Annotated in this window: 21 protein-coding genes; all 21 read left to right on the forward strand. The window is 66.4% G+C overall.

Annotation, left to right across the window (positions count from 1 at the left end; translation table 11 throughout):
• Nucleotides 1–475, forward strand: a 475-nt coding sequence (locus DM373_RS28855; protein ID WP_157966891.1) for a hypothetical protein, incomplete at its 5' end; no start/stop codon positions are given.
• A 661-nt stretch (nt 476–1,136) separates the two neighbouring features.
• Entirely contained in the window at nt 1,137–2,219 is a 1,083-nt protein-coding gene (locus DM373_RS26130) for a DUF1615 domain-containing protein (RefSeq protein WP_157966892.1), read from the forward strand.
• 146 nt (nt 2,220–2,365) lie between these two features.
• Entirely contained in the window at nt 2,366–8,215 is a 5,850-nt protein-coding gene (gene mnxG, locus DM373_RS26135; RefSeq protein WP_110996308.1) for a manganese-oxidizing multicopper oxidase MnxG, read from the forward strand.
• Nucleotides 8,216–8,930: 715 nt separating this feature from the next.
• The gene (locus DM373_RS26150; protein ID WP_110996309.1) at nt 8,931–10,910 is read left to right on the forward strand and encodes a cytochrome D1 domain-containing protein; all 1,980 of its coding nucleotides are present in this window, start codon (nt 8,931–8,933) and stop codon (nt 10,908–10,910) included.
• On the forward strand, nt 10,907–11,560 hold the full coding sequence (locus DM373_RS26155; protein ID WP_110996310.1) for an SCO family protein: 654 nt from the start codon (nt 10,907–10,909) through the stop codon (nt 11,558–11,560). The genes DM373_RS26150 and DM373_RS26155 overlap by 4 nt, the downstream gene beginning before the upstream one ends.
• Before the next feature lie 26 nt (nt 11,561–11,586).
• Nucleotides 11,587–12,219, forward strand: a complete 633-nt coding sequence (locus DM373_RS26160) for an SCO family protein (protein WP_425272613.1) — start codon at nt 11,587–11,589, stop codon at nt 12,217–12,219.
• A 92-nt stretch (nt 12,220–12,311) separates the two neighbouring features.
• A complete protein-coding gene (locus DM373_RS26165; protein WP_110996324.1) occupies nt 12,312–13,877 on the forward strand; it encodes an ABC transporter substrate-binding protein in 1,566 nt (521 codons plus the stop codon).
• Between the two features lie 12 nt (nt 13,878–13,889).
• Nucleotides 13,890–14,531, forward strand: a complete 642-nt coding sequence (locus tag DM373_RS26170; protein WP_110996312.1) for a SurA N-terminal domain-containing protein — start codon at nt 13,890–13,892, stop codon at nt 14,529–14,531.
• A 238-nt stretch (nt 14,532–14,769) separates the two neighbouring features.
• Nucleotides 14,770–15,303, forward strand: coding sequence for a response regulator (locus DM373_RS26175; protein WP_167409872.1), 534 nt, complete (start codon nt 14,770–14,772; stop codon nt 15,301–15,303).
• Nucleotides 15,304–15,357: 54 nt separating this feature from the next.
• Nucleotides 15,358–17,067, forward strand: a complete 1,710-nt coding sequence (locus DM373_RS26180; protein WP_244215137.1) for a GspE/PulE family protein — start codon at nt 15,358–15,360, stop codon at nt 17,065–17,067.
• Nucleotides 17,048–17,830, forward strand: a complete 783-nt coding sequence (locus tag DM373_RS26185; protein ID WP_110996313.1) for a hypothetical protein — start codon at nt 17,048–17,050, stop codon at nt 17,828–17,830. The genes DM373_RS26180 and DM373_RS26185 overlap by 20 nt, the downstream gene beginning before the upstream one ends.
• 1 nt (nt 17,831) lies before the next feature.
• Nucleotides 17,832–18,374, forward strand: coding sequence for a PilN domain-containing protein (locus DM373_RS26190; RefSeq protein WP_110996314.1), 543 nt, complete (start codon nt 17,832–17,834; stop codon nt 18,372–18,374).
• Entirely contained in the window at nt 18,361–18,912 is a 552-nt protein-coding gene (gene pilO / locus DM373_RS26195) for a type 4a pilus biogenesis protein PilO (protein ID WP_110996315.1), read from the forward strand. The genes DM373_RS26190 and pilO overlap by 14 nt, the downstream gene beginning before the upstream one ends.
• On the forward strand, nt 18,912–19,418 hold the full coding sequence (locus DM373_RS26200; protein ID WP_110996316.1) for a hypothetical protein: 507 nt from the start codon (nt 18,912–18,914) through the stop codon (nt 19,416–19,418). Before pilO ends, DM373_RS26200 begins: the two co-directional genes overlap by 1 nt.
• Complete coding sequence (locus tag DM373_RS26205) at nt 19,415–21,277, forward strand: secretin N-terminal domain-containing protein (RefSeq protein WP_110996317.1); 1,863 nt, start codon at nt 19,415–19,417, stop codon at nt 21,275–21,277. Before DM373_RS26200 ends, DM373_RS26205 begins: the two co-directional genes overlap by 4 nt.
• Entirely contained in the window at nt 21,274–21,747 is a 474-nt protein-coding gene (locus DM373_RS26210; protein ID WP_110996318.1) for a type II secretion system protein, read from the forward strand. Before DM373_RS26205 ends, DM373_RS26210 begins: the two co-directional genes overlap by 4 nt.
• 5 nt (nt 21,748–21,752) lie before the next feature.
• The gene (locus DM373_RS26215; protein ID WP_110996319.1) at nt 21,753–22,127 is read left to right on the forward strand and encodes a type II secretion system protein; all 375 of its coding nucleotides are present in this window, start codon (nt 21,753–21,755) and stop codon (nt 22,125–22,127) included.
• The gene (locus tag DM373_RS26220; RefSeq protein WP_110996320.1) at nt 22,102–22,623 is read left to right on the forward strand and encodes a type II secretion system protein; all 522 of its coding nucleotides are present in this window, start codon (nt 22,102–22,104) and stop codon (nt 22,621–22,623) included. The genes DM373_RS26215 and DM373_RS26220 overlap by 26 nt, the downstream gene beginning before the upstream one ends.
• Nucleotides 22,620–23,015: a curli production assembly/transport protein CsgE gene (gene csgE, locus DM373_RS26225; protein WP_110996321.1), complete on the forward strand. Its 396-nt coding sequence runs from the start codon at nt 22,620–22,622 to the stop codon at nt 23,013–23,015. The genes DM373_RS26220 and csgE overlap by 4 nt, the downstream gene beginning before the upstream one ends.
• Nucleotides 23,012–23,431 (forward strand): curli assembly protein CsgF, encoded by a 420-nt coding sequence (locus tag DM373_RS26230; protein WP_110996322.1) that lies wholly within the window; start codon nt 23,012–23,014, stop codon nt 23,429–23,431. The genes csgE and DM373_RS26230 overlap by 4 nt, the downstream gene beginning before the upstream one ends.
• Nucleotides 23,432–23,466: 35 nt before the next feature.
• Nucleotides 23,467–24,312 carry a CsgG/HfaB family protein gene (locus tag DM373_RS26235; protein ID WP_110996323.1) on the forward strand — a complete coding sequence of 282 codons (846 nt, stop codon included), beginning with the start codon at nt 23,467–23,469 and terminating at the stop codon, nt 24,310–24,312.
• Nucleotides 24,313–24,559: the final 247 nt, after the last annotated feature.

Below are 24,559 nucleotides of genomic sequence, written 5' to 3' on the forward strand. Positions count from 1 at the left end.
TGCGGACCCATTGGGGCTGTGGGATGCACCATTTACCAACATGCCGGGCGTGCAGGAGCGTGTTTCGTTGGGCACTCACATGATGAACAATGGTGAGTCGCCGGAGGCAGTTGCTCGTGCGATGGCGCCGCCGCCGAGGCCGGTAGCAACGGGCGAATGTAAGGCGTCAATTGTTATTGCTGCTGGAGCTGGATTGTCAGGAAGCGTGGCTGTGAACGAGAAAAGCGGTGTGTCGAAGTGGGGTGGTTTCCAGACATCGACTGTTGCGAACCGTGCGAGTGCAAGTTGCGGTTTGAAGTTCTCTGCTGAAGACGCGAAGCCGCTACCTGCTGCGTTAGGGTTTGCTTTTGGTGTTGGTATCTTTAACGTAGAGGTGACCCAAACATCTTCATGGCCAGATATTTATATGGGTCTGGGGCCAGGGGTGGGGTATGAGGTGAAGTCCCCGCTGAATCCATCCATAAACTTCCAGTGAGTGGGTTTCTAATGTGTGAATATATATATTATTTTAGAGAGTTTTCATTTTATTTGTTCATGTTTAGTGGGGCGTTGCTTGTATTTTCTTCTGCTGAATATGCTAGGCGCAAAGGTGTGGATTTTAATTCTTTCTTTGGGATGATGGATATCTATAGGAGGATATTTCAGTTTGAAAGTAAGCGCTTCTCTCTAGTGTTTTTGTTGGTGATGGGTGGGAATATGATTCTATGGTTGGCTTCTATAGCGTTGTATTACTGGGGGGGTAGTAGGGGTTGTGTTTTTTAGGGGGATTCCGAACAAGCTCCTCTCCCGGAATAACCAACGACCCAACGGCGCAAGCCCGATTTTTCAGCCGTCAAACGCTTCAAGACCAGGGCTTTGTCCTGGTTCTTGTGCGCTACAGGCGGACCTCTCATATCAGAAAGTTGCGGATTAAAGTTACTAGATCCTGACGCGAAGCCGCGGAAGTCAAATCTAGGCTTGGGGATAAATATGGGGGTTTTTGTTGTGGAAATTGGCCAGGCTTCAACGTATTCAGAGGTCTGCTTAGAGGTCAATGAGGTTTTATTGACTTAAAAGTTTAGCCATGATGACGGGTGTTTTTGGGGAGCTTGGAATGAACCTATGCTTGCCAGGCAAAGAACGGGAGAACATGACCGATGACAAAACGGTTGCTACTGATGAGCGCAGCCTTCCTGGTACTGCTCCAAGGCTGCGCCGGGCGCCCGGAGCAGGCCGCTGAAAGCGACCCGGCCAAGGTCCGTGCCCAGCTGCTGCGCCTGCTACCAGCGCAGGTCAAGGACCGCCAAGGCTGGGCCGAGGACATCCAGGTGGCGTTCCAGGCCCAGGGTATCGCGCCGAGCAAGGGCAACCTGTGCGCCGTGCTGGCGGTGACCGAGCAGGAGTCGACCTTCAACGCCGACCCGCAGGTGCCCAACCTGGGCCGTATCGCCCGTGAGGAAATCGACCGCCGCGCCGCGCGCCTGCATATCCCCAAGCTGCTGGTCGACGGCGCCCTGCAAACAGCCTCCAGCAACGGCAAGACCTACCAGCAGCGGCTGCTCGCCGTGCGCAGCGAAAAACAGCTCAGCGCCCTGTATGACGAAGTGATCGGCCGCCTGCCCCTCGGGCGAACCCTGCTCGACGGCCTCAACCCCGTGCATACCGGTGGGCCGATGCAGGTCAGCATCAACTTTGCCGAGCAGCATGCCAAAGGCTACCCCTACGCCTATCAAGGCACGATTCGCCAGGAAGTGTTCAGCAGGCGCGGCGGCATGTACTTCGGCATCGCCCACCTGCTGGGTTACCCCACCCACTACGAGCGCCCGCTGTACCGCTTCGCCGACTTCAACGCCGGCTGGTACGCCAGCCGCAACGCGGCGTTCCAGGCAGCGTTGGGCCGCGCCAGCGTGACCACCCTGGCACTGGACGGCGACCTGATTGCCCCAGGTGCGATCCTGCCCGGCAAGACCGAGCAGGCGGCGCGCAAGCTGGGGCCGACACTCGGGCTGCGCAACCCGCAGATCCGTGCGCAGCTGGAGCAGGAGGGCAGCCTGGAGCTTGAACAGACCGAGCTGTACCAGGGCGTATTCCGGCTGGCCGAAGCCAAGGCCGGCAAGCCCCTGCCGCGCGCGGTGCTGCCGGGGATCGAGCTGAAAAGCCCGAAGATCACCCGCAAATTGACCACGGCCTGGTTCGCTGGCCGAGTGGACGAGCGCTATCAGCGTTGCATGCAGCGCTGACGCCCCCGATTAAGGGCTGAAATTGGGTGATCTTCCCCGATTGCTGACCATAGGCAATCTCAACTTGTTGAAATAAAAAGAGAATTTTACTGGCATGAGCCTTGCTCACCTCCTCGCAGAGTCCTTGCGCCCCACGGAGGTGACCCATGACGACCCCTCGCAAAGGCCCCGCCCTGACCACCTTGATACTGGCCCTGCTGGGCTGGCAGGAAAGCGGCGAAGCGGCCGTGCAATGCCAGCGCACCCTGACCGCCAACGTGGTGGCCCTCGACCAGCCACTGATGTACAACCGCCTCGGCGCGCAGAATGCCAACGGCATGCTGTTCGCCCTGCGCCAGGATGTGGTGGACGAGCATTTGGTGCCGCTGAGCAAAGGCGGCGCGGCCGTCCCCGGCAAGGTCACCCTGCGCCCGGACAAACGCCCGCGGCCGATCGTGCTGCGGGTGGCCGCCGGTGACTGCCTGACGGTCAACCTGACCAACCTGCTGGCCTACCAGGCCAACCCCAACAAGCACGGCATCGAACCTGAGGAGCCCGAAGGCGAGGAGGGCGAAGAGGTCGAGTTGCCGCAAGCCGAAGGCGGCGAGCACTTCATCGCCGACGAGCAGGTCAGCGACCGCCACGTCGGCTTCCAGGTCAACGGCATGCAGGCGGTCACCAGCATCGCCGACATCGCCGCCAACACCGGGCGCAATGGCAACTTCCTGGTCGCCCCCGGGGGCACCCGCAGCTACACCCTGTACGCCGAGCGCGAAGGCGCCTTCGCCGTCACCAGCCAGGGCGCCACCTTCGGTGGCCAGGGCGGTGCCGGCAACGTCGCCAACGGTCTGTTTGGCCAGGTGGCGGTAGTGCCCAAAGGTGGGCGTACTTACCGCAACACCCTCACCGAAGAAGAAATGCGCCTGGCTACCACCGGCCGCACCGCCACCGGCCAGCCGGTGATCAACTACGAAGCACGCTACCCGCAGCTGGAACCCTGGATCGCCGAAGGCAAGGCCGGCAAGCCGATCATTGCCATGGTCGACGGCAACGAGATCCTCAACAGCGAGACCGACGCCATCGTCATGGGCCCCAACCCCGACGGCAGCTTCCCCAAGAACACCTACCCGCTGGAAAGCGTCGGCAAGCGCAACCCGGCGCTGCCCAACCGCCTGGAAGCGTTCCGCGACTTCGCCGCGCAGTTCGCCGACGAAGTGGCCGGCACCCAGGCTTTCCCCGGCTACTGGGCGGACCCGGTGATGGGCCATGTGCTGGAGCCGACCCGCGACTCGTTCATGATCAACTACGGCTCCGGCGGCATGGGCGCCGAGGTGGTGGCCAACCGGCTCGGCGTGGGGCCGATGCACGACTGCCTGTCATGCGCCTACGAGGAGTTCTTCCTCAGTGCCCATACGGTCGGCGATATCGGTACCCTGGTGGACATCCCGGCCAACGTCGGCCTGGAGCGTATCCGCCCGGGCGAAGTACCGCCGGCCAGCGCCACCGGGGTCAAGGCCACCATGGCCCTGTACCCGGCCGAGCCTGCCAACGTGCACCACAGCTACATCGGTGACTTCACCAAGTTCCGCAACACCCACAATGGCCACGAGCAGCACATCTTCCACCTGCACGGCCACCAGTGGCTGTTCAACCCCAACGACGACAACTCCGACTACATCGACGCCCAGGGTATCGGCCCGGGGGTGGGCTACACCTACGAAATCGCCAACGGCGGTTCGGGCAACCGCAACCGGGTAGCGGGCGATGCCATCTACCACTGCCATTTCTACCCGCACTTCGCCCAGGGCATGTGGGCCATGTGGCGGGTGCACGATGTGTTCGAGCCCGGCACCCGGCTCGAGGTCAGCGGCGAGGGCGAGAACGGCTTCCATAGCACACCGTTCGCCCTGCGCAGCGGCAAGCCGGCCAATGGCGCGCGGGCCTTGCCCGACGGCGAGATCATCGCCGGCACGCCGATCCCGGCCATCGTGCCGCTGCCGGGCAAGGCCATGGCGCCGATGCCGGGCAAGGTCACCGTGGTGCCCAAGCTCGGCGAGACGCAGGTGGCCCAGCATGACGACGATGATCAGGAGGAGGGCGACGACGATCATGCGAATCAGCCTGCCGCTCCTCGCGCCGTGGGCTCCCTGGCCCTGGTCGATCGCAGCGAAAGCAATCGCAACGCCGACGGCAGCCTGAAAAACCCCGGCTATCCGTTCTGGATCGGCGGCATGGAAAGCAGCGTCGGCCAGCGCCCGCCAACCCCGCCGCTGGACATGCTCGACCCGGCCCTGGCGCGCCAGCTCAAGGACAGCGGCAAGGCGCTGTGGGCCAACCTCGACGCCAACCAGGTCGATGGCTGGGACGGTGGCCTCGGTCGCCACGCCCTGGACGGCGTGTCCGCCGGTGGCGAGGCGGTCACCACCACCACCCGGCTGGACTTCTCCAAGGTGCTGCACAAGGCCAAGCCGATCTACCTGCCCGAAGAGGGCACCGAGGTGGAACAGGCGGCCATGCAGTTCCATGCCAAGGCCGAACACCCAAGCTTCGCCCTGGTCCCCGGCGGCGCGCCGGTGGCCAAGGCGTTCCGCACCAACGGCGCCTTGCCCACCGCCGGCGCGCCGTTCTACGAGCCGTGCATGGATGACCGTGGCAAGCGCCTGACCCAGTCGTCCGGGGTGGGCGAGTTCAACAGTGGCGAGACCCTGACCGGCATGAGCTTCCGCGGCTCGTCCGCCTTCACCGCCGATCGTCCGCGCATCTACAAGGCCGCCAACATCCAGTTCGACGCGGTGTACAACAAGGTCGGCTACCACTTCCCGCAGGCGCGCATCCTCGCCCTGTGGGAGGACGCCTGGCCGGTGATCACCAAGCAGCGCCCGCCGGAGCCGCTGGTGATGCGCATGAACACCTTCGACTGCACCCAGTACGTGCACACCAACCTGATCCCGTCGTTCTATGAAATGGACGACTACCAGGTGCGCACCCCCACCGACGTGATCGGCCAGCACATCCACCTGCCCAAGTGGGACCTGACCGCCGCCGACGGCTCGGCCAACGGCTGGAACTACGAAGACGGCATCCTCTCGCCCGGCAGCGTGGTCGAGCGCGTGCAGGCCATCCGCAGCTTCAACAGCTGCACCGAGGGCGATGCCCGCGAAGGCACCGCCGCCTGCCCGAAAGCCAAGCAGCACCCGTACTTTGGCCGCTTCGGCCGGGCCGACTGGCTCGGTGCGCGCACCGCCATGCAACGCTGGTTCGCCGACCCTCTGATCAACGTGAACAACGTCGACCGTGGCCTGGGCACCATCTTCACCCACGACCACCTCGGCCCATCGACCCACCAGCAGCTTGGGCTGTATGCGACCGTGCTGGCGGAGCCTGCGGGGTCTACCTGGTACCACGCCGAAACCGGCGAGCAGCTGTACAACCCGGCGACCCGCCAGGACGGCGGGCCGACCTCGTGGCAGGCGGTGATCCAGACCGGCGACCACGACGGCGACGGCAAGAACGACAGCTACCGCGAGTTCTTCCTCGAATACAGCGACTTCCAGCATGCCTATGAGGCCGGTGTGTACGTGGGCGCCGGCCCCAACGGCATCCCCGACGGCCAGAGCTACCCGGCCACCGCCGACAGCTTCCGCTACGCCATCAACCCACCGGTGCGCCAGGCCGCCTCCAACCTGCTGGAGTCGGTGGTCGAGTCCCGTGGCGGGTTGAACCCCGGTTGCCCAAGCCGGCCATGCCCGCAGGCGATCTCGGTGGATGACCCCGGCATGTTCGTCGTCAACTACCGCAACGAGCCCCTGGCCCTGCGCGTGTACGACCCGAACAAGGTCGGCCCGGACGGCAAGCGCGGCATGCAGGCCGACGGCCTCGGCGGCGACCTGGCCTACGCCCTGCAGTCGCGCACCGACCGCGCCATCCCGGCGATGAACCTGGCGCCCTCGGCGATCACCCAGGCGGTCGGCCCCACCGGCGGCACCACGCAGTTCCCGCCGCACATCAACAAGGCCGGCAGCGAGCCGGGCGACCCGTTCACGCCGATGCTGCGCACCTACAGCGGCGACAATGTGCGCCTGCGCCTGCATGCCGGCGGCCATGAAGAGGAGCACAACGTCACCCTGCACGGCGTGAAGTGGCTGCAGAACGGCTCAGGCTTCGGCAACAGTTCCAACTCCGGGTGGAAGTCGTCGCAGATGATCGGCATCTCCGAGCAGATGGGCTTCATGGCGCCGGTGTCGATGATCTCCAGCTCCGCCGCCACCAATGGCGATTACCTGTACTCCATGGACGCCGCCCTGGAAGGCTACTGGAACGGGATCTGGGGCGTGATGCGCAACTACACCGCCCAGCGTGCCGACCTGTTCGCGCTGCCCAACAACCCGCAGCCGGTGGCCATGCGCAACACCGTCAACTTCGACGGCATCTGCCCGAAAACCATGGCCAACGCCAACGGCGTGGGGACCCGGCCGACGGTCAAGCGCAGCTACGAGATCGTCGCGGCCCTGGCCAACGACATCCTCGAAAACCGTCACGGCGTGAGCATCAATGACCCGGCCGGCATCGGCCAGCATGTCGGCGGCGCGCTCAAGGCCAACGGCGGCACCCTGGTATTCAACAGCCGCCGTACCAGCATCCCGCTGGTCAGTGGGGTCGACCCTGAGGATGGCGAGCCCTTCACCATCGGCGGCCACAGCGCGCCGCTGCACGACCCGACCGCGGTGCTGTACGTGCGCAAGGCCGACCTCGACCCAGGCACCGGCAAGCTCAAGGCCGGGGTGCCGGTGGAGCCTTTGGTGCTGCGGGCCAACGCCGGCGACTGCATCAGCATCACCCTGGAGAACCGCCTGCCGCTGGTGATGCCCGACCTGCCGAGCACTGCCGTGATGCAGAACGTGGTCAAGCGCGACCGCTTCGACGGTGAAGGCTCCACCGCCTTCAACAACAACCTGATGCGCCCCTCCAGCCACGTGGGCCTGCACGCCCAACTGCTGGCCTACGACATCACCAAGTCCGACGGCGCCAACGTCGGCGCCAACCCGGTGCAGACCGTACCGCCCCGGGCCGGCAACAGTGGCGCCTACCCGAGCCGGGTGTACCAGTATTACGCCGGGCACCTGGAGCGCGAAGGCAAACCCACCCTGCAACTGGGGCGCACGGTGGACAACATCAACACCACCGCCATCGAGTTCGGCGGCCTCAACCTGGCCCCGGCGGACTTCATCAAGCAGCCGCAGAAGGGCCTGGTCGGTGCCATGAGCATCCTGCCGCAGACCGCCACCTGGACCGAGGACGCGGCCAGCCGCGCCCAGGCCACGGTCAAGGTCAGCGGCCAGCCCGACTACCGCGACTTCGTCACGGTGTGGCAGCGCTCGCTGAACATGCGCTGGGCCGATGGCCGTCCGGTGGAGGGCATCGCCACCGAAGGCAACGGCGTGCCGGGCGATCCGAAGGACAACGGCAACATGGCCATGAACTACAAGACCGAGCCGCTGTGGTTGCGCTTCGGCCTGGCGCCGGACGCGCCGTTCGGCCACGCCGATGGCCTGGGCTTCGCCGACGTGCCCAATGCGCACATGGCCTACAGCAACGCCCTGGTTGGCGGCGACCCGCAGACCCCGGTGCTGTACGCCAAGCCTGGGCAGCCGATGCGCAAGCACGTGCTGATGCCCAGCGGTGGCAGCCGCGGTATCACCTACCAGCTCGATGGGCACCTGTGGCCGCTGCACAACTATCAGGCCGAGAAGAGCGATATCGACGGTTACCCCATGGGCTTGCCGGGGATTGGTTCGGTGCGCTTCGGCTACAACCCCATGGCGATGTATATCGGCGCGCAGGAGAGCGTGCTGCCGGCGGCGCACTTCAGCTTCATGCTGCCCAGCGCCGGGGGGGGGAATGCGGTGTCGGGGGATTACCTGTTCCGCGACTATGCGGCGTACGGGAACATGTCGGGGTTGTGGGGGATCTTGCGGGTGACCAATGAGCCGCCGCCGGCGACGGCACCGGCGCAGTAGGAGGGAGAGGTGTTGGAGGGCCGCCGCGGGGGATCGCGGCGGCCCTTTTTGTTTTGGGGTGGGTTTGCTGGGGGTATGGCGGGGATTGGGTGAGGGCTGTCAGGTGTATGGCGGGATATTGGGTGAGGACCACCAGGTGCCTGGCGGTGTTTTTGCAGCACCTATGAAATCGAGCGCCGCCCGCGCGGCGCATCGCTGGCAAGCCAGCTCCCACATCTGTTTCGGGCCAGTTATGTCTGTGGAAGTACCGTTGCCCGCCTTGGTGCATGTCTCAAGTCGGGCGCAGGGCCTTCAGCGCCCACTTCGAAATCGAGTCGGGCCAACAAGGCGTACAGCGATGTAGTCACAGGCATAACTGTCCCGAAACAGATGTGGGAGCTGGCTTGCCAGCGATGCGCCGCGCGGGCGGCGCTCGATCTTGAGGGCGCTGCAGATCTGTCGCCCTGCACCTGTTGGCCATCATGCGATTTCAAGACAGGCCCTTGGGCGTCATACCGCCGGCCCCGGCTTCGGGGAATCACCTTGGGGGAACCTCCCCAATCCTCTCGGGTTGTCATCCCAACTAACTGATAAATAACAATATTATTCCTGGCATAGCGCTTGCTACAGCCTCCGCAGACCCTTGTCTTCCCTGGAGGTGCAGCATGGTTATCCCGCTTTTTGTCATAGCCCCGTGCGTGCACGCCTGCCTCTTGGTCGACAAGGGTACCTGCCCATGAACCGCAAACTGCGCCCCGCCTACATGGGGCTTGTGCTGGGCTGGGCGCTGATCGGCCTGGGCGTCGCCTACGAAAAACTCTGGTGCGACCCGCGCGAGCTGCTGCAGGAGCCCGCCGACCCGCAAGCCCTGCACAGCCTCAGCCGCGACGGGGTGACAGTGGAGTTCGAGGCGCGGCCATTGGCGGGTACCCAGTTGCGCGAAGGCGACTTCGCCAGTATCCGCTTCAAGGTCAGCGACCAGGCCAGCGGCCAACCGCTGTCGGGGATGGCCCCGGGGGCCTGGCTGGACCCGGCGCAGTCGGCGCCGGTGGGCGACCGCGACAGCAGCTGCAAGGCGCGGGTGGCGCTGTTCCTCAAGAGCAGCATCGGCGCCCGGCCATTGCTGGACCTCAACAGCTACTTCCTGCTGGTGCTGAACAAGGACGCCAGCCTCACGGTGATCGACCCGACCGTGTCGGTGGGCGGGGTGACCAGCACCCTGGCGCGCATCGACCTGCCGGGCCGGCCCATGGACTGGGTCGCCACCCGCGACGACCGCCAGGTGTTCGTGTCCATGCCCGAACGCAACCAGGTGGCCTTGATCGACACCGAAACCTTCCGCCGCGTGGCCACCCTCGATGCCGGCGAACAGCCCTTGCGCGTGGCCCTGCAGCCGGACCAGCGCCTGCTGTGGGTGGGCAACAACAGCAGCGACCCGAGCAAGGGCGGGGTGACGGTGATCGACGTGCCCAGCCGCACCATGCTCAAGACCTTCATCACCGGCTCCGGCCACCACGAGATCGCCTTCAGCGCCGACTCGCGCTACGCCTTCGTCAGCAACCGCGACGGCGGCACCCTGAGCGTGATCGATACCGCCGCCATGCGCCTGGTGCAAACCCTCAAGGTGGGCCCGCACCCGCTGTCGGTGGCCTACTCGGCGCTGTCCCAGGCGGTGTACGTGGTCGATGGCCAGGAGGGCACGGTGCGCGTGATCGACGCCCGCAGCCACCATGTGCGCCACACGGTCCAGGCCGAACCGGGGCTGGGGCCGATGCGCTTCAGCAGCGACGGGCGTTTTGGCGTGGTGCTCAACACCCTGGAGAACCAGGCGCTGGTGATCGACGCCAGCAACGACCAGCTGATCCACCGCATCCCGGTGGCCGCCGAGCCCTACCAGCTGACCTTCACCAAGGGCTATGCCTACGTGCGCGGCCTGGCTTCGCCGAAGGTCAGCATGATCAACCTGGCCAGCCTCGGCCAGGGCCGCACGCCGATCGTCCAGGGCTTCGAGGCCGGTCCCGCCGCGCCGCGCCAGGCCGGCGACCTGCCGCTGGCCCAAGGGGTGAGCGTGTCGCGCGACGACAATTCGGTGTTCGTGGTCAACCCGGTGGACAACACCACCTACTTCTACGCCGAAGGCATGAACGCGCCGATGTCGGGCTACAACAACCGTGGCCACCAGGCCCGCGCGGCCATCGTCATCGACCGCAGCCTGCGCGAGGTGGCGCCGGGGGTGTACGGCTCCACGGTCAAGCTGCCGGCGGCCGGCACCTTCGATGTGGCCTTCCTGCTCAACCAGCCGCAGATCATCCACTGCTTCAGCACCGAGGTGGCGGCCTTGCCGGACGCCGGCTTGCGCAAGGTGGTGCACGCCGAGTTCCTCGGCACCGAACAGCCGTTGCTGCAGAACAGCCCGTTCGTGGCCCAGGTGCGCATCCTCGGCGAGGACGGCAAGCCGCGCCCTGGCCTGCGTGACCTGAGCCTGCGCTACTTCCTCGCGCCGTCGTCGCTGCCGCGCAGCCTGCCGCTGACCGAGGTGGGCGAGGGCGTCTACCAGGCCTCGCTGGAGCTGGCCGAAGCCGGCGCCTGGTACCTGCATGTGCAGTCGCCCAGCCTGGGGCGCAAGTTTGCCGAAGACAACTACACCAGCCTGCGCGTGCTGCCGGCCGCCACGGCGCCTACCGCTTCCCAAGGGGAACCCAGGAGTCTGCGATGAACCCTGTCGATGCCGGAAAACTGTTTGCCCTGAGCCTGCTGCTGGCCAGCGACCTGGCCCTGGCCCACGCCGGCCATGATCACGGCGGCGCGCCCCAGGCACCGCCCGCCGCCCACCAGGAAAAAGCCAGCGTGCGCTTTGCCGATGTCGCGCTGCTGGACCAGAACGGCATGCCGGTGCGCCTGGAAAAGGATTTGGTGGGCGACCACCTGGTGGTGATGGGCTTCATCTACACCAGCTGCACCACGGTGTGCCCGGTGGTCTCGTCGATCATGGGCAAGGTCCAGCAGCAGTTGGGCGGGCGGGTGGGCGAGGAGATCCGCCTGGTGTCGATCAGCGTCGACCCCCAGCGCGACGACGCCAAACGCCTGGCCGACTACGCCAAGGCGTTTCAGCGCGGCCCGGGCTGGAGCTGGCTGACCGGCTCGCCATACGCCATCACCGAGACGCTCAAGGGGCTGGGCAGTTTCAGCGCCAACCTCAGTGAGCACCCGCCGCTGATCCTGGTGGGGGACGGGCGCAGCGGGCACTGGACGCGCTTCTACGGCTTCACCGACCCCAATGTGCTGATCACCGAGGTCAACCGCCTGAGCGCGCGGCGGGTACATGCCAAGAGCACGGCAATCGCCGGCCAGGAGGTGCAGCCATGAGCAGCCTGAGCACACGCCGCGCCAGCATGCGCGGCTTCGACTGGGTGGTGCTGGGGGCCTGCCTGTGGATCCTCGCTTCGGTGGCGTTCGCCCACGAGGGCCATGCGCCAGCGCCGGCGCCGCAGCCGGCACCGCAGGCCATGGTGAGCGGTGGCGGCACCCGCGATGCGCAGACCTGGTTCACCGACACCGTGCTCAAGGACCAGAACGGCCGCGAGCTGCGCTTCTACAGCGATGTGTTGAAGGACAAGGTGGTGATGCTCAACGTGATCTTCACCCACTGCAACGACGCCTGCCCGCTGATCACCCGCAAGCTGCGCGAAGTACGCGAGGCCATGGGGCCTGAGCTTGCGGGGCAGGTGACCTTCGTTTCGGTCAGCAGCGACCCGCTCAACGACACCCCGCAAGTGCTCAAGGCCTTTGCCGAGAAGCAGGGGGTGGACGAGCCGAACTGGCTGTTTCTCACCGGTGACAAGGCCAGCGTCGACCTGGTGCTGGGGCGCCTGGGGCAGTTCCTGCCCAGCCCCGAGCAGCACTCCACGCAGCTGATCGCCGGTGACGTGGCCGGCAAGCGCTGGAGCAAGATTCGCCCCGACGCACCGCCCGCCGCCATCGCCCAGCGCATGCAGCTGCTGGCCCAACCACTGGCGGGGCGGTAACTACCATGTACTTGCCTAACCCTGTAGGAGCGGCCTTGTGCCGCGATCGGGCGCGCAGCGGTCGTAAATCGGGCGACGCCAATCTGCCTGATATGCCCCATGGCCTGTCATTGCGGCCGCTTCGCGCCCGATCGCGGCACAAGGCCGCTCCTACAGGGGCGTTGTGGCTCTTGCTGTGGCTGTTGTGCACCCCAGCCCTGGCCCTGGACCTCAGCGCACACGAACAAGCCGGCAAACGCCTGTACCGCGAAGGCGTCTCCAGCAGCGACGCCCAGCTGCAGGCTCGGGTCGGCGCCAGCGACATCAGCGTGCCGGCCAGCGTGCTGCCCTGCGCTAGTTGCCACGGCAACGATGGCCGTGGCCGCGCCGAGGGCGGCGTGCGCCCGCCCAGCCTGGACTGGCAGCGCCTGGCCCTGGCGCAGGGCGAGCGCGAAACCAACAGCCGGCGTTACCCGGCCTACAGCGACGCCAGCCTGGCACGGGTGATCCGCAGCGGCATCGACCCGGCCGGCAATCGCCTGGACCCGGCCATGCCGCGCTTCGAGCTGAGCCTGGCCGACCAGCGCAACCTCACCGCGTACCTCAAGCGCCTGGGCGATGAACGCGACCCGGGGGTGGAGGAGGGCGTGCTGCGCCTGGGCACCCTGTTGCCCCAGAGCGGGCCACTGGCGGAGGCCGGGCGGGTGGTGCGGGCGGTGCTGGAGGATGGCATCGCGCAGTTGAACCAGCAGGGCGGCCTGCATGGCCGGCGCCTGCAATTGATAACGGCCGACCCCGGCTTTGACGCAGCCGGCACTGCCAGGGCGCTGGACACACTGCTGGTGCAAGAGCGGGTGTTCGCCTTGATCGCACCGCTGGCGCCCTGGCTCGACAGCCGCGCGTTGGCGCAGGCCGGCGTGCCGCTGATCGGTGCCACGCCACGCGATGGCGGCAGCGCGCAGGTATTCGACCCGTTGCCCGGCCTGCCTGAGCAGTTGCTCAGTGTGGCGCTGCATGCCCGCGAGGCCCTGGGCCTGGCGCCCGATGCGCTGCAGGTGGTGTATGCCGGCGACGATCAGGCCGCTGGCGCCGCAGCCCTGCATCAACGTCTGAGCCAGCTGGGCATGCAGCCCCCGCCGGTACAGACCTTCGATGGCCGGGCGGTGACGGGCGAGGGCATCCTCTACCTCGGCCGCGCCCAGGGCTTGCGCGAATTGGCCGCCGCGCTGCAGGCCCAAGGCCGCCAGCCCTATCTGCTGGCCGCCTCGGCCCAGGTGGCCGGCAGCCTGCAGGGCCTGCCGGCGCAATGGTCGCAACGGCTGTTGCTGGCCTACCCCTTCGTCCCCAGCGACTGGACCGCCGAGGGCCGCGCGGCCCTGGCTGGCATGCAGCAACGCCAGGGCCTGGATGCGCGTCAGGCCGCGTTGCAGGTCAACACGCTGTGCGCCTGGCGGCTGCTGGTCGAAGCGCTCAGGCAGGTGGGCCGTGATGCCAGCCGCGAGCAACTGGTCAACGCCCTGGAGCAACTGCATGACGTGAACACCGGCCTGACCCCGGCATTGGGTTTTGGCCCGGGGCGGCGCCAGGGCCTGGCCGGTGCCCACGTGGTGGCGGTAAGCCTGCCGGGCCCAGGCTTCGAAGAAGTGGCGGCGTACCGCGCCGTACCCGACACCCCTTGAACGGAGGTTGCCATGCGCGTGCTGATGATGTGGCTGCTGTTGCTGCTGGCCTCGACCAGCCAGGCCGATGCGCCGGCGGCGCGGGTCAATGGCGTGGAGATCGGTGTGTTGCGCCTGGAGCGTTACTTCAGCGAATACCTGGTCGCCCAGGGCCGGGCGGTGGCCAGCATTCGCAACCCCAACCTGTACCAGCGCCTGCGCGAGCAGGCGCTGGACGAGCTGATCGACAAAGAACTGCTGTGGCAGGAAGCGGGGCGCCTGGGTATCGTCATCGACGACCAGCAGGTCGACGCGCACATTGCCGGGTTGCAGGCGGCGTTCGGCAGCCTGGCGCTGTTCGAGCGGCGCCTGCAGGAGGCCGGCTTCGATCGCCCAGGCTTCGCTGACTACACTCGACATGAACTGGCCGCCCAGCTGGCGTTCGCCCAGCTGACCGCGGTCGAGGAACCCACCGCTGCCGAAGTCGCGGCCTTCCACCAGGCCAATCGGCACTTGCTGCAAGGAATGCAGAACCAAAGTGATAATACGTCTGTCTTACCCGAACAGGGCCAACGCCTGGCCAGGGACGCGCTCGTCGCGCAATTGCAGGCCCAGGCGCGGCAATCGGTGCGCCAACGTTTGCGCGAATCCGCTACAGTGGAGCGCCCCGACTGAGGCCGTGACGGGCAATTCCCCACTAGTGGGGGAACCCCGCAAGGCAAAGTGCCATCAGCGTCCCCGGTTGTGGGGAAGCGCCTGCACGCACGCCCCAACTACGTAAAAGATATTCAGCAAAATCAATGCTTTATTAGATTCGCGCAACAGCCCTTCATGCCTGGCACGAAGCCTGCTCAAGCCTCTACAAGGCCGCACTTCGCAGACCGGGAAACCGGGCAGTTCATGGGAGTGGACCTTGGTGAACAGAGTATTGGTAGTCGATGACGAACAGACCCTTGCGCAGAACCTGCAGGCGTATTTGCAGGCGCAAGGCCTGGAGGTCCATCTCGCCCATGACGGTACCAGTGGTATCGAACAGGCCGAGAAGCTGGCGCCGGATGTGATTGTGCTGGATTACCGCTTGCCCGACATGGAGGGGTTTCAGGTTCTGGAGACCGTGCGCAGCCACAGGCAATGCCACTTCGTGTTGATCACCGCCCACCCCACCGTCGAGGTGCGTGAGCGGGCCGCCGAACTGGGTGTGAGCCATGTGCTGTTCAAGCCGTTCCCGCTGATGGAACTGGCCCGCGCGATCTTCGACCTGATGGGCATCGAGCGCCAGCGCAGGGCCACGGATTCTCCCGCCGAGGGGTTCGTCGAACGACGCCAGAACAGGAACGATGCGTTCCCCCTGCAGTTGTACGATGGCAGCTGGGTGCTGGCCGACCGCCGACGTAATGGCGCCAGGCCCCCTGAATCTGACGACGAGCAACTGCTGACCGGGGAATAGCGGCGCCCAAGGCCCACCCGCCTGCGGCGCCGCCCCTGAGCGGAGTTGCAGGCCATGTCCCAGGCATTCGATTCAGATTCGCTGGCGCAATCGCGGGGCAAGCCCGCTCCCACGGGCGCTTACCCTCGCGAGCTGCTGGCCCAGGCCCGCACCCAGTCCGGCGAAGAGCGCCTGCTGGCCTGCCTGGAGCGCCTGGCCGGCGATACCCCCGCCACCTTCACCCAACGCCTGGCCACCACCCTGCATTACCCGCTGTTGGGCACCCAGGCGCTGTTCGCCTGCACCCCGGCCTTCCAGCGGGTCAGCCTGGCCCAGTGCCTGAAACGCGAATTCGCCCTGGTCGAACACCAGGGTGAGTTGATCGGTGTATTCGCCGACCCCTTCGACAGTGCCCGCCTGGCCTGGATCGATGACTGCCTGCAGGGCGCGCCGCTGTACCTGGTGCACGCCGCCGACCTGGCCGCATTCCTCGCCCGCCACGAAGAGAGCTTTCACGCCGTCGACTCGCTCGACCATGAGGTAGAGGTCGGCGGCGAGGCCGACACCCTGCAACGGCTGTCGCTGACCAGCATCAGCGAGGACCAGAGCCGGGTGGTCAAACTGGTCAACTCGACGCTCTACGATGCCCTCAAGCAGCACGCCAGCGACATTCACCTGGGCATGACCGGCCAGGGCCTGACCATCAAATACCGCATCGACGGCGTGCTCAACGGCGCCGGCAAGGCCAGTGGCAATGCCTTCGCCGAGCAGGTGATCTCGCGCATCAAGGTGATGGCCGAGCTGGACATCGGCGAGAAGCGCGTGCCCCAGGACGGCCGCTTCAAGGTGGCCATCGGCGAACGGCAGATCGACTTCCGGGTGTCGATCATGCCGAGCATCTTTGGCGAGGATGCGGTGCTGCGGGTGCTCGACAAGCAGGACCTGTCCGACAAGGTCAGCGGCGTGCAGCTGCAGGCCCTGGGCTTCGAGGAGCACACCCTGCGCGCTCTGCGCCGGCTGGCCGCCGAGCCCTACGGGATGATCCTGGTCACTGGCCCCACCGGCAGCGGCAAGACCACCACGCTGTACGCCATGCTCAGCGAGATCAACCATGGCGTGGACAAAATCATCACCATCGAGGACCCGGTCGAGTATCAGCTGCCGGGGGTGCTGCAGATCCCGGTCAACGAGAAGAAAGGCCTGACCTTCGCCCGCGGCCTGCGCTCGATCCTGCGCCACGACCCGGACAAGATCCTGGTGGGTGAGATCCGCGACCCGGACACCGCGCAGATCGCCGTGCAGTCGGCGCTCACCGGCCACCTGGTGTTCACCACCATCCATGCCAACAACGTGTTCGACGTGATCGGCCGCTTCAGCCAGATGCAGGTCGACCCCTACAGCTTCGTCTCGGCGCTCAACGCCGTGCTGGCCCAGCGTCTGGTGCGCCTGGCCTGCACCCACTGCGCGGTACCCTGCGAGGCCGACGACGAATTGCTCGCCGCCTCCGGGCTGAGCCGTGAAGGCGTGGCCGGCTGGCAGTTCGTTCGCGCCCAGGGCTGCGGCCAGTGCCGCGGCAGTGGCTTTCGCGGGCGCAGCGCCATCGCTGAACTGCTGCACCTGGACGACGACCTGCGCCAGCTGATCGTCGAACGCCGCCCGCTCTCGCAGATCAAGCAGCTGGCCTGCCAGCGCGGCCTGCGCCTGTTGCGCGCTTCGGCCCTGGACCTGGTCCGCACTGGCCGCACCACCCTCGAGGAGATCAACCGTGTCACATTCGTCAGCTGATCGGTATTGCGCCGTGCTCGGCGCAGAAGGTGTCGGCCTGGGTTGCTGGCACGGTAATCAACAGCCTTGGCTGGGCAGCCGCGCCTTCAGCTGCGACGCCGCGCAGCCGGCCTGGGCCGCCGCACTGCACGCCCTCGGCGAGCTGCTGGGCGAACACCAGGTGCGCAGTGCGCCGCTGCGGGTGTTGCTGTCGGCCCGCTTCAGCCGCTTCTGCCTGGTGCCCTGGAGCCCAGCCATCGGCAGCCCGCGCGAGCTGGACGCCTACGCCCGGGCGTGCTTCGAGAACCTCTACGGCCAGGTGCTGGATGACTGGCGCATCGTGCTGTCGCCGGAGCCAGCCGGTGCCGCGCGCATTGCCACGGCACTGCCCGAGGCGCTGCTGCAGGGCCTGCAGGACCTCGGCCGGGACTACCGCCTGAGCTTGCGCTCGGTGCAGCCGTACCTGATGGCCGCCTACAACCGTTGCTCGGCGCAGCTGGCCCAGGGCGACTTCCTGTTCGTCCTCGCCGAACCGCGCCGCAGCGTGCTGCTGCTGGCCGCCGACGGCGCCTGGCAGCAGGTGCTGGCGCAAGGCTGCGCCGACACCGACCAGGCCTTGCAGGCGCTGATCGAGCGCACCTGCGAACTGTATGGCGCGCAGCCCCCTCGGGTGTACCTGCATGCGCCGGGGCGCCAGGTGGCCTCGACCCTCGCCGCGGTGCAGCTGTGCACGGTGGCCGGCGAGGCCGACCCGCTGTGCGCCATGTGGCGGGCGGTGGCCTGACATGCGCCGCCTCGAACTGGAATTCCAACCCCGCCACAGTGGCCCGCTGGCCTGGTCGCTGCTGGCCCTGGCCGGCGCCGTGCTGGCAGTACTGGTACTGGCCCAGCAGCAACTGGTGGGCGAACAGGCCGAACTGGAGGCCCGCGTGCATCAACTGGAGCTCAAGCTCGGCCGCCGCCCCGCCACCGCCGCACCGCAGAGCAGCGCGGTGATCCGCGAGCAGGCCGAGCGCCTGGCGCAGATGCGCAGCGTTTCGCAGCAACTGCAACGGCCCTGGCAGCAGCTGTTCGCCATGCTCGAGGCCATGCCCCAGGAAGACGTGGCGCTGCTCAGCCTCACCCCCGATGCCCGCAAGGGCCAGGTGCGGATCAGCGCCGAGGCCCGCAACCTTGAAGCCATGCTGCAGTACCACCAGCGCCTGGAGCGCAGCGCCGAGTTGAGTGACGTGTCGTTGCTCAACCACGAAGTGGTGGCGGGGCAGGCTGAGCACCCGGTGCGTTTCAACCTCACTGCCACCTGGGAGACCGGCCATGCGCGTCCCTAGCCTGATCCTTCACGAAGCGGTGCTGCGCTTGGGCCGGGTCGGCCTGGCGGCGGTGCTGGTGGCCGTGCTGGCGCTGGGCGTCGCGCTGGCAGGTGTGCTGCCTCAGTGGCAGCAGGTGCGCGAACTGCGCGCCAGCGAGGCCGACGCCAGCGTCCAGGTCAAACGCCTGGAGCGCGGCGAGCTGAAAGTGCAGGCCAAGCCCGAACAGCAGGTGCTCGACGACCTGCGCCAGCAACTGCCCGGCCAGCCCCAGGCCAGTGAGCTGATCGAGCGCCTGTACCACCTGGCCAGCGCCGAACGCATCAGCCTGGCACGCGGTGAATACGCCCTGGGTGTGGACCCGAAAACCCAGCTGGCGCGCTACCAGATCGTCCTGCCGGTACGCGGTAGCTACCCGCAGATCCGTGGCTTCCTCAAGGCGCTGCTGGCCCAGCTGCCGACCGTGGTGCTGGAAGACCTGGAGCTGCAACGCAAGCGTATCGGCGACCGTGAGCTCAACGGCCGGGTCCGCATGACCCTTTACCTGTCGAGGTCGTGATGAACATTCAGCGTGCGGTGATGTGGGGTGGGTTTCTTGGGTTGAGCGCGGCACTGGCGTGGGCGCCGGGACATTGGTTCGGCCAGGAAGACGAGGTGGCCCCCTTCGCGGGTAAACCCGCTCCCACAGGATCGGCGGCGCCTGCGGAGCCTGTGGGAGCGGCTTTAGCCGCGAAAGGGCCGGCACAGGCTTCCAGAGATCTGTTCCCGGCCCAGCAATGGACCGCCCCGCAAACCCTGGCCACCGTCACCGAACAACCCGTGGTCGCCACCCCCGTGGTGGTTGCCCCCACCGCCCCGGAGCTGCCGTTCCAGTTCGTTGGCCGGCTGGGTGACCGCGACGACCTGCAGGTGTTCCTGCAGAACGGCGAGAAGCTCTACGTCGTGCGCCAGGGCGACGTGATCGAAGACACCTACCGCCTCGACCGGGTCTCGGCCACCGAGCTGAGCCTGGTCTACCTGCCACTGCACCAGCCACAGACCCTGTCTGTCGGGAGCGCACCATGAAGCCTTCGAAGTTGTGCAAGCCTGCTCCGTTCATGCTGCTGGCCCTGTGCGTGGCCATCGCTGGATGTGGCTCAAGCGGTGTACGCAAGGACAGCGCCGAGCTGATGAAAGAGGGGCAGTACGAGGCCGGCATCGCCCGCCTGGAAGAGGCCCTGCGCGATGACCCGCGCGACACCGAGCTGAACATCGCCCTGGCCCATGGCCGCCAGGCGGCGGTCGAGGCGCTGCTGACCCAGGCCGACAGCGACCGCATCCGCCATGACTTCGCCAGCGCCCGCATGGGTTACGGCCGGGTGCTGACCATCGAGCCGAACAACCGCCGCGCCCAGGAAGGCATCCGCCAGCTGGAGCTGATCCGCACCCTCGACGAGCGCGTGGCTCTGGGCCAGGCCGCGCTGCGCCAGGGCGACCTGTTCGGCGCCGAGCGCTACATGCGCGAAGTGCTGCGCCTGGACCCGCAGAACCAGAAGGGCATGACCCTGCGCAGCGACATCGAGAACGTCCAGGCGCGCACCGCCACGCCTTACCCGCAACTGCGCAGCAAGCTGGAGCGCCCGGTCACCCTGGAGTTTCGCGACGCCAACCTGAAGACCATCTTCGAGGTGCTGGCCCAGGTGGCCGGGATCAACTTCATCTTCGACAAGGACCTGCCCCCGGGCATGAAGGCGACCATCTTCGTGCGCGACGTGCGCATCGAGGATGCCGTGGCCCTGTTGCTGGAGCAGAACCAGCTGCGCCAGAAGATCGTCAACGACAACACCTTGCTGCTTTACCCCGACTCGCCGCAGAAGACCAAGGACTACCAGGAACTGGTGATGCGCACCTTCTACCTCACCAGCATCGATGCCAACACCGCGCTGAACATGGTCAAGACCATGCTCAAGACCCGCGACGTGTTCGTCGATGAGCGCCTCAACACCCTGACCATGCGCGACACCTCGGATGCCATACGCATGGCCGAAAAACTGCTGCAGTCGCAGGATCAGTCCAACCCCGAGGTGGTGCTGGAAGTGGAGGTGATGGAAGTGGCCACCTCGCGCATCCTCGACCTTGGCCTGCAATGGCCCAACACCTTCGGTGTGCTGAGCAACGACGGCAAGCCGGTGAGCGTGCTCGACCAGCTCAAGGGCATCGACTCCAGCCGCATCAGCATCTCGCCGGCGCCGCAGGCCAAGATCAACGCCCAGGACAAGGACATCAACACCCTGGCCAGCCCGGTGATCCGCGTCAGCAACCGCGAACAGGCGCGCATCCACATCGGCCAGCGGGTGCCGATCATCAGCGCCACCTCGGTGCCATCCACTCAGGGGCCGGTGATCACCGAGAGCGTCACCTACCTCGATGTGGGCCTGAAGCTTGAAGTGCAGCCCACCGTGCACCTGAACAACGAGGTGGCGATCAAGGTGGCGCTGGAGGTGAGCAACGCGACCCCGCTGGAGGCTACCCGCCAGGGCACCATCCCGGTCCAGGTCGACACCCGCAACGCCCAGACCAGCCTGCGCCTGCACGACGGCGAAACCCAGGTGCTGGCGGGCCTTGTGCGCAACGACCACAACGCCAGCGGCAACAAGATCCCGGGCCTTGGCGACATCCCCGGCCTGGGCCGGCTGTTCGGCAGCAACAAGGACGACATGAGCAAGTCCGAGCTGGTGCTGGCGATCACCCCGCGCATCGTGCGCAACCTGCCTTACCAGAGCCCGTCGGACATGGAGTTCGGCACCGGCACCGAGTCCAGCCTGCAGGTGCGCCAGATGGCGCTGCCGGTGCCGAGCGAGGCGCTGCCGACCGACTCGGACGCCGAACCCGCCGCCCAGGGCCAGGTGGCCGTGGTCCCGGCCCGCGTGGTGCCACGGCCATGAAACGCCGTCAGCAGGGCTTCAGCCTGATCGAGGTGGTGCTGACCCTGGCGCTGCTCGGGCTGCTCGCCAGCATGGCCGCGCCATTGGCCGAAACCATGGTGCGCCGTGGCAAGGAGCAGCAACTGCGCGAGGCGCTGTACCAGATCCGCGATGCCATCGACGCCTACAAGCGCGCCTTCGACGCCGGCTACATCGAGAAGCGCCTGGACGGCAGCGGCTACCCGCCGAACCTGCAGGTGCTGGTGGAAGGCGTGCGCGATGTGCGCAGTGCCAAGGGCGCCAAGTTCTACTTCCTGCGGCGCATCCCTCACGACCCGCTGCTGGCGGCCAAGGCCGACGACGACGGCGCCTGGGGCCTGCGCGCCTACGACAGCAGCGCGGACAACCCCCGGGAAGGCCAGGACGTCTTCGATGTGTACTCCAAGGCCCGCGGCAAAGGCCTCAACAACATCCCGTACGGGCAATGGTGACGCCGATGAAACCGAGCAAAGGCTTCACCCTGATCGAGCTGCTGGTGGTGATGGCGATCATCGCCACCCTGATGACCATCGCCATGCCGCGCTACTTCAACAGCCTCGACGCCTCGCGCGAGGCCACCCTGCGCCAGAGCCTGGCGGTACTGCGCGAGGCCCTGGACCACTACTACGGCGACACCGGGCACTACCCCGACTCGCTCGACCAACTGGTGGAGCAGCGTTACCTGCGCAACACCCCGCTGGACCCGATCAGCGAACGCCGCGACAGCTGGCAGCTGGTGCCGCCGCCCGAAGGGGTGGCCGGCGGGGTGGCGGATATCAAGAGCGGGGCCACAGGGAGGGCGCGCGATGGCAGCCTCTATGCCGAATGGTGAAGCCGGCTTCACCTACCTGGGCGTGCTGTTGCTGATTGCCGTCAGCAGCATCGCCCTGGCCGCCACCGGCACCCTGTGGGCCACCAGCGCGCAGCGCGAACGCGAGCGCCAGTTGCTGTGGGTGGGCGGGCAGTATGCCCAGGCGCTGCGCAGCTACTACCGCGCCTCACCGGGGCTGGCCCAGTACCCGCAGGAGCTGGCCGATCTGCTCGAAGACAATCGCTTCCCGGCACCGCAGCGGCACATTCGCAGGCTTTACCCCGACCCGGTCGGTGGGGGCGAGGACTGGGGTGTGATGCGTGCTGTCGACGGGCGCATCACCGGGGTGTACAGCCGCTCCCAGGCCACGCCCCTCAAGCGCAGCGGTTTCGATGCGCTGTGGAGTGCCTTCGAGGGGCTGGAGCACTACAGCGACTGGCAGTTCGTCGCCGAGCAGGCCTTTGCCGAAAGCGCCGCCGGCGCCCGTCAGCATGCCGGCCAGGGAGATGCGCCATGAGCCGCGCGCTGCTGATGGTCGGCCTGTGCCTGGCGCTGCTGCAGGCGCCGGCATGGGCTAACGAAGAGGACGAGATGAAGGGCTTCATCGTCGACAACACCATCTCGCACATCGGCCACGACTTTTACTACTACTTCGCCGACCGCCTGCGCGCCACCAGCCGCCTGGACTTCAACCTGGTGGTGCGCGAACGCCCGGATGCCCGCTGGGGCAGCCTGGTGACCGTGGAGTTCGAACGCGAAGTGGTGTACCGGCGCTTCCTGCCACCCAACACCACGCAACTCACCGAAGAGGCCAAAGAGGCCGCCGACCTGGTCAGGCAGCAGATTGTCCAGCGCAAATTGCAACGGCTGCTGCAGGACACCACCGATCTGGAGAGGGACGAGCTATGAGCAAGTACACAACGCAACGCGTCGCTGCCTGCCTGCTGGCCGCCGGCATCGGTTGCCAGGCGCTGGCCACGGAACTGGTGTACACCCCGGTCAACCCGGCCTTCGGCGGCAACCCGTTGAACGGCACCTGGCTGCTCAACAACGCCCAGGCCCAGAACGACTATGACGACCCGGACCTGAAGGAGCGCACCAACGCGTTCAACGGCACCTCGTCACTGGAGCGTTTCACCAACCAGCTGGAGTCGCGACTGCTTGGCCAGTTGCTGGACAACATCAGCAACGGCAACACCGGCAGCATGTCCACCAATGCATTCCTGATCGACGTCATCGACAACGCCGGGGCCCTGAGCATCAGGGTCACCGACCGTGCCACCGGCGAAGTTTCGATCATCCAGGTGAGCGGCCTGAACCCCTGAGAGGGACAGGTCTTTATTGTGGGGAGAGCACAACCATGAAACGTCTGCTGAGCACGCTGCTGTTGATCACCGCTCTGTCTGGCCTGCAAGGCTGCGGCCTGCGCGAACCGATGCCGGCCGAACAGGATTCCGAGACCCCGACCCTGACCCCCCGGGCCTCGACCTACTACGACCTGATCAACATGCCGCGCCCACGGGGGCGGTTGATGGCCGTGGTGTATGGCTTCCGCGACCAGACCGGGCAGTACAAGCCGACCCCGGCCAGTTCGTTCTCCACCAGCGTCACCCAGGGTGCGGCGAGCATGCTGATGGACGCGCTCAATGCCAGTGGCTGGTTCGTGGTGCTGGAGCGTGAAGGGCTGCAGAACCTGCTGACCGAGCGCAAGATCATCCGCGCCTCGCAGAAGAAGGCCGACGTGCCGGAGAACATCCAGGCCGAGCTGCCGCCGTTGCAGGCGGCGAACCTGATGCTCGAAGGGGGCATCATTGCCTACGACACCAACGTGCGCAGTGGTGGCGAGGGGGCGCGGTACCTGGGCATCGACATCTCGCGTGAGTATCGGGTGGACCAGGTGACCGTGAACCTGCGGGCGGTGGATGTGCGCTCGGGGCAGGTGCTGGCGAATGTGATGACCAGCAAGACGATCTACTCGGTCGGGCGCAGTGCGGGGGTGTTCAAGTTCATCGAGTTCAAGAAGCTGCTGGAGGCGGAGGTGGGGTACACCACCAACGAGCCGGCGCAGTTGTGTGTGCTGTCGGCGATCGAGGCGGCGGTGGGGCATCTGCTGGCGCAGGGGATCGAGCGGCGGTTGTGGCAGGTGGCTCAGGCGGGGGATTCGGCGGTGGTGGACAAGTACCTGAGTCAGTATCAGCAGCCTTGAGGGGAGTTTGGTTTTTGCCTGGGGTATGTCGCTGTTGTCGTCTGTATGAATAGGTGTTGCTGGGATAGGTTGTTGCTTATGGAGGGGCGCCGGAAGTTAAGGGGAGCTTCTGGCGTTTCTTGATTCTGGTGGTTTATGTGTGATTGTTTCTTGTTTCTTGTTTCTTGTTTCTTGTTTCTTGTTTCTTGTTTCTTGTTTCTTGTTTGTTTTGAAGGTTGTATGCGCATTCATTTGTGATGTCGACGCT

This window comes from Pseudomonas sichuanensis (assembly GCF_003231305.1).
In the GTDB taxonomy this organism is placed as follows: domain Bacteria; phylum Pseudomonadota; class Gammaproteobacteria; order Pseudomonadales; family Pseudomonadaceae; genus Aquipseudomonas; species Aquipseudomonas sichuanensis.

What these genes read in the sequence shown, in the direction of transcription:
- DM373_RS26130 (WP_157966892.1), top strand. Translation starts at nt 1,137, where the DNA reads ATGACAAAACGGTTGCTACTGATGAGCGCAGCCTTCCTGGTACTGCTC.
- mnxG (WP_110996308.1), top strand. Translation starts at nt 2,366, where the DNA reads ATGACGACCCCTCGCAAAGGCCCCGCCCTGACCACCTTGATACTGGCC.
- DM373_RS26150 (WP_110996309.1), top strand. Translation starts at nt 8,931, where the DNA reads ATGAACCGCAAACTGCGCCCCGCCTACATGGGGCTTGTGCTGGGCTGG.
- DM373_RS26155 (WP_110996310.1), top strand. Translation starts at nt 10,907, where the DNA reads ATGAACCCTGTCGATGCCGGAAAACTGTTTGCCCTGAGCCTGCTGCTG.
- DM373_RS26160 (WP_425272613.1), top strand. Translation starts at nt 11,587, where the DNA reads ATGCGCGGCTTCGACTGGGTGGTGCTGGGGGCCTGCCTGTGGATCCTC.
- DM373_RS26165 (WP_110996324.1), top strand. Translation starts at nt 12,312, where the DNA reads ATGCCCCATGGCCTGTCATTGCGGCCGCTTCGCGCCCGATCGCGGCAC.
- DM373_RS26170 (WP_110996312.1), top strand. Translation starts at nt 13,890, where the DNA reads ATGCGCGTGCTGATGATGTGGCTGCTGTTGCTGCTGGCCTCGACCAGC.
- DM373_RS26180 (WP_244215137.1), top strand. Translation starts at nt 15,358, where the DNA reads ATGTCCCAGGCATTCGATTCAGATTCGCTGGCGCAATCGCGGGGCAAG.
- DM373_RS26190 (WP_110996314.1), top strand. Translation starts at nt 17,832, where the DNA reads ATGCGCCGCCTCGAACTGGAATTCCAACCCCGCCACAGTGGCCCGCTG.
- pilO (WP_110996315.1), top strand. Translation starts at nt 18,361, where the DNA reads ATGCGCGTCCCTAGCCTGATCCTTCACGAAGCGGTGCTGCGCTTGGGC.
- DM373_RS26200 (WP_110996316.1), top strand. Translation starts at nt 18,912, where the DNA reads ATGAACATTCAGCGTGCGGTGATGTGGGGTGGGTTTCTTGGGTTGAGC.
- DM373_RS26205 (WP_110996317.1), top strand. Translation starts at nt 19,415, where the DNA reads ATGAAGCCTTCGAAGTTGTGCAAGCCTGCTCCGTTCATGCTGCTGGCC.
- DM373_RS26210 (WP_110996318.1), top strand. Translation starts at nt 21,274, where the DNA reads ATGAAACGCCGTCAGCAGGGCTTCAGCCTGATCGAGGTGGTGCTGACC.
- DM373_RS26215 (WP_110996319.1), top strand. Translation starts at nt 21,753, where the DNA reads ATGAAACCGAGCAAAGGCTTCACCCTGATCGAGCTGCTGGTGGTGATG.
- DM373_RS26220 (WP_110996320.1), top strand. Translation starts at nt 22,102, where the DNA reads ATGGCAGCCTCTATGCCGAATGGTGAAGCCGGCTTCACCTACCTGGGC.
- csgE (WP_110996321.1), top strand. Translation starts at nt 22,620, where the DNA reads ATGAGCCGCGCGCTGCTGATGGTCGGCCTGTGCCTGGCGCTGCTGCAG.
- DM373_RS26230 (WP_110996322.1), top strand. Translation starts at nt 23,012, where the DNA reads ATGAGCAAGTACACAACGCAACGCGTCGCTGCCTGCCTGCTGGCCGCC.
- DM373_RS26235 (WP_110996323.1), top strand. Translation starts at nt 23,467, where the DNA reads ATGAAACGTCTGCTGAGCACGCTGCTGTTGATCACCGCTCTGTCTGGC.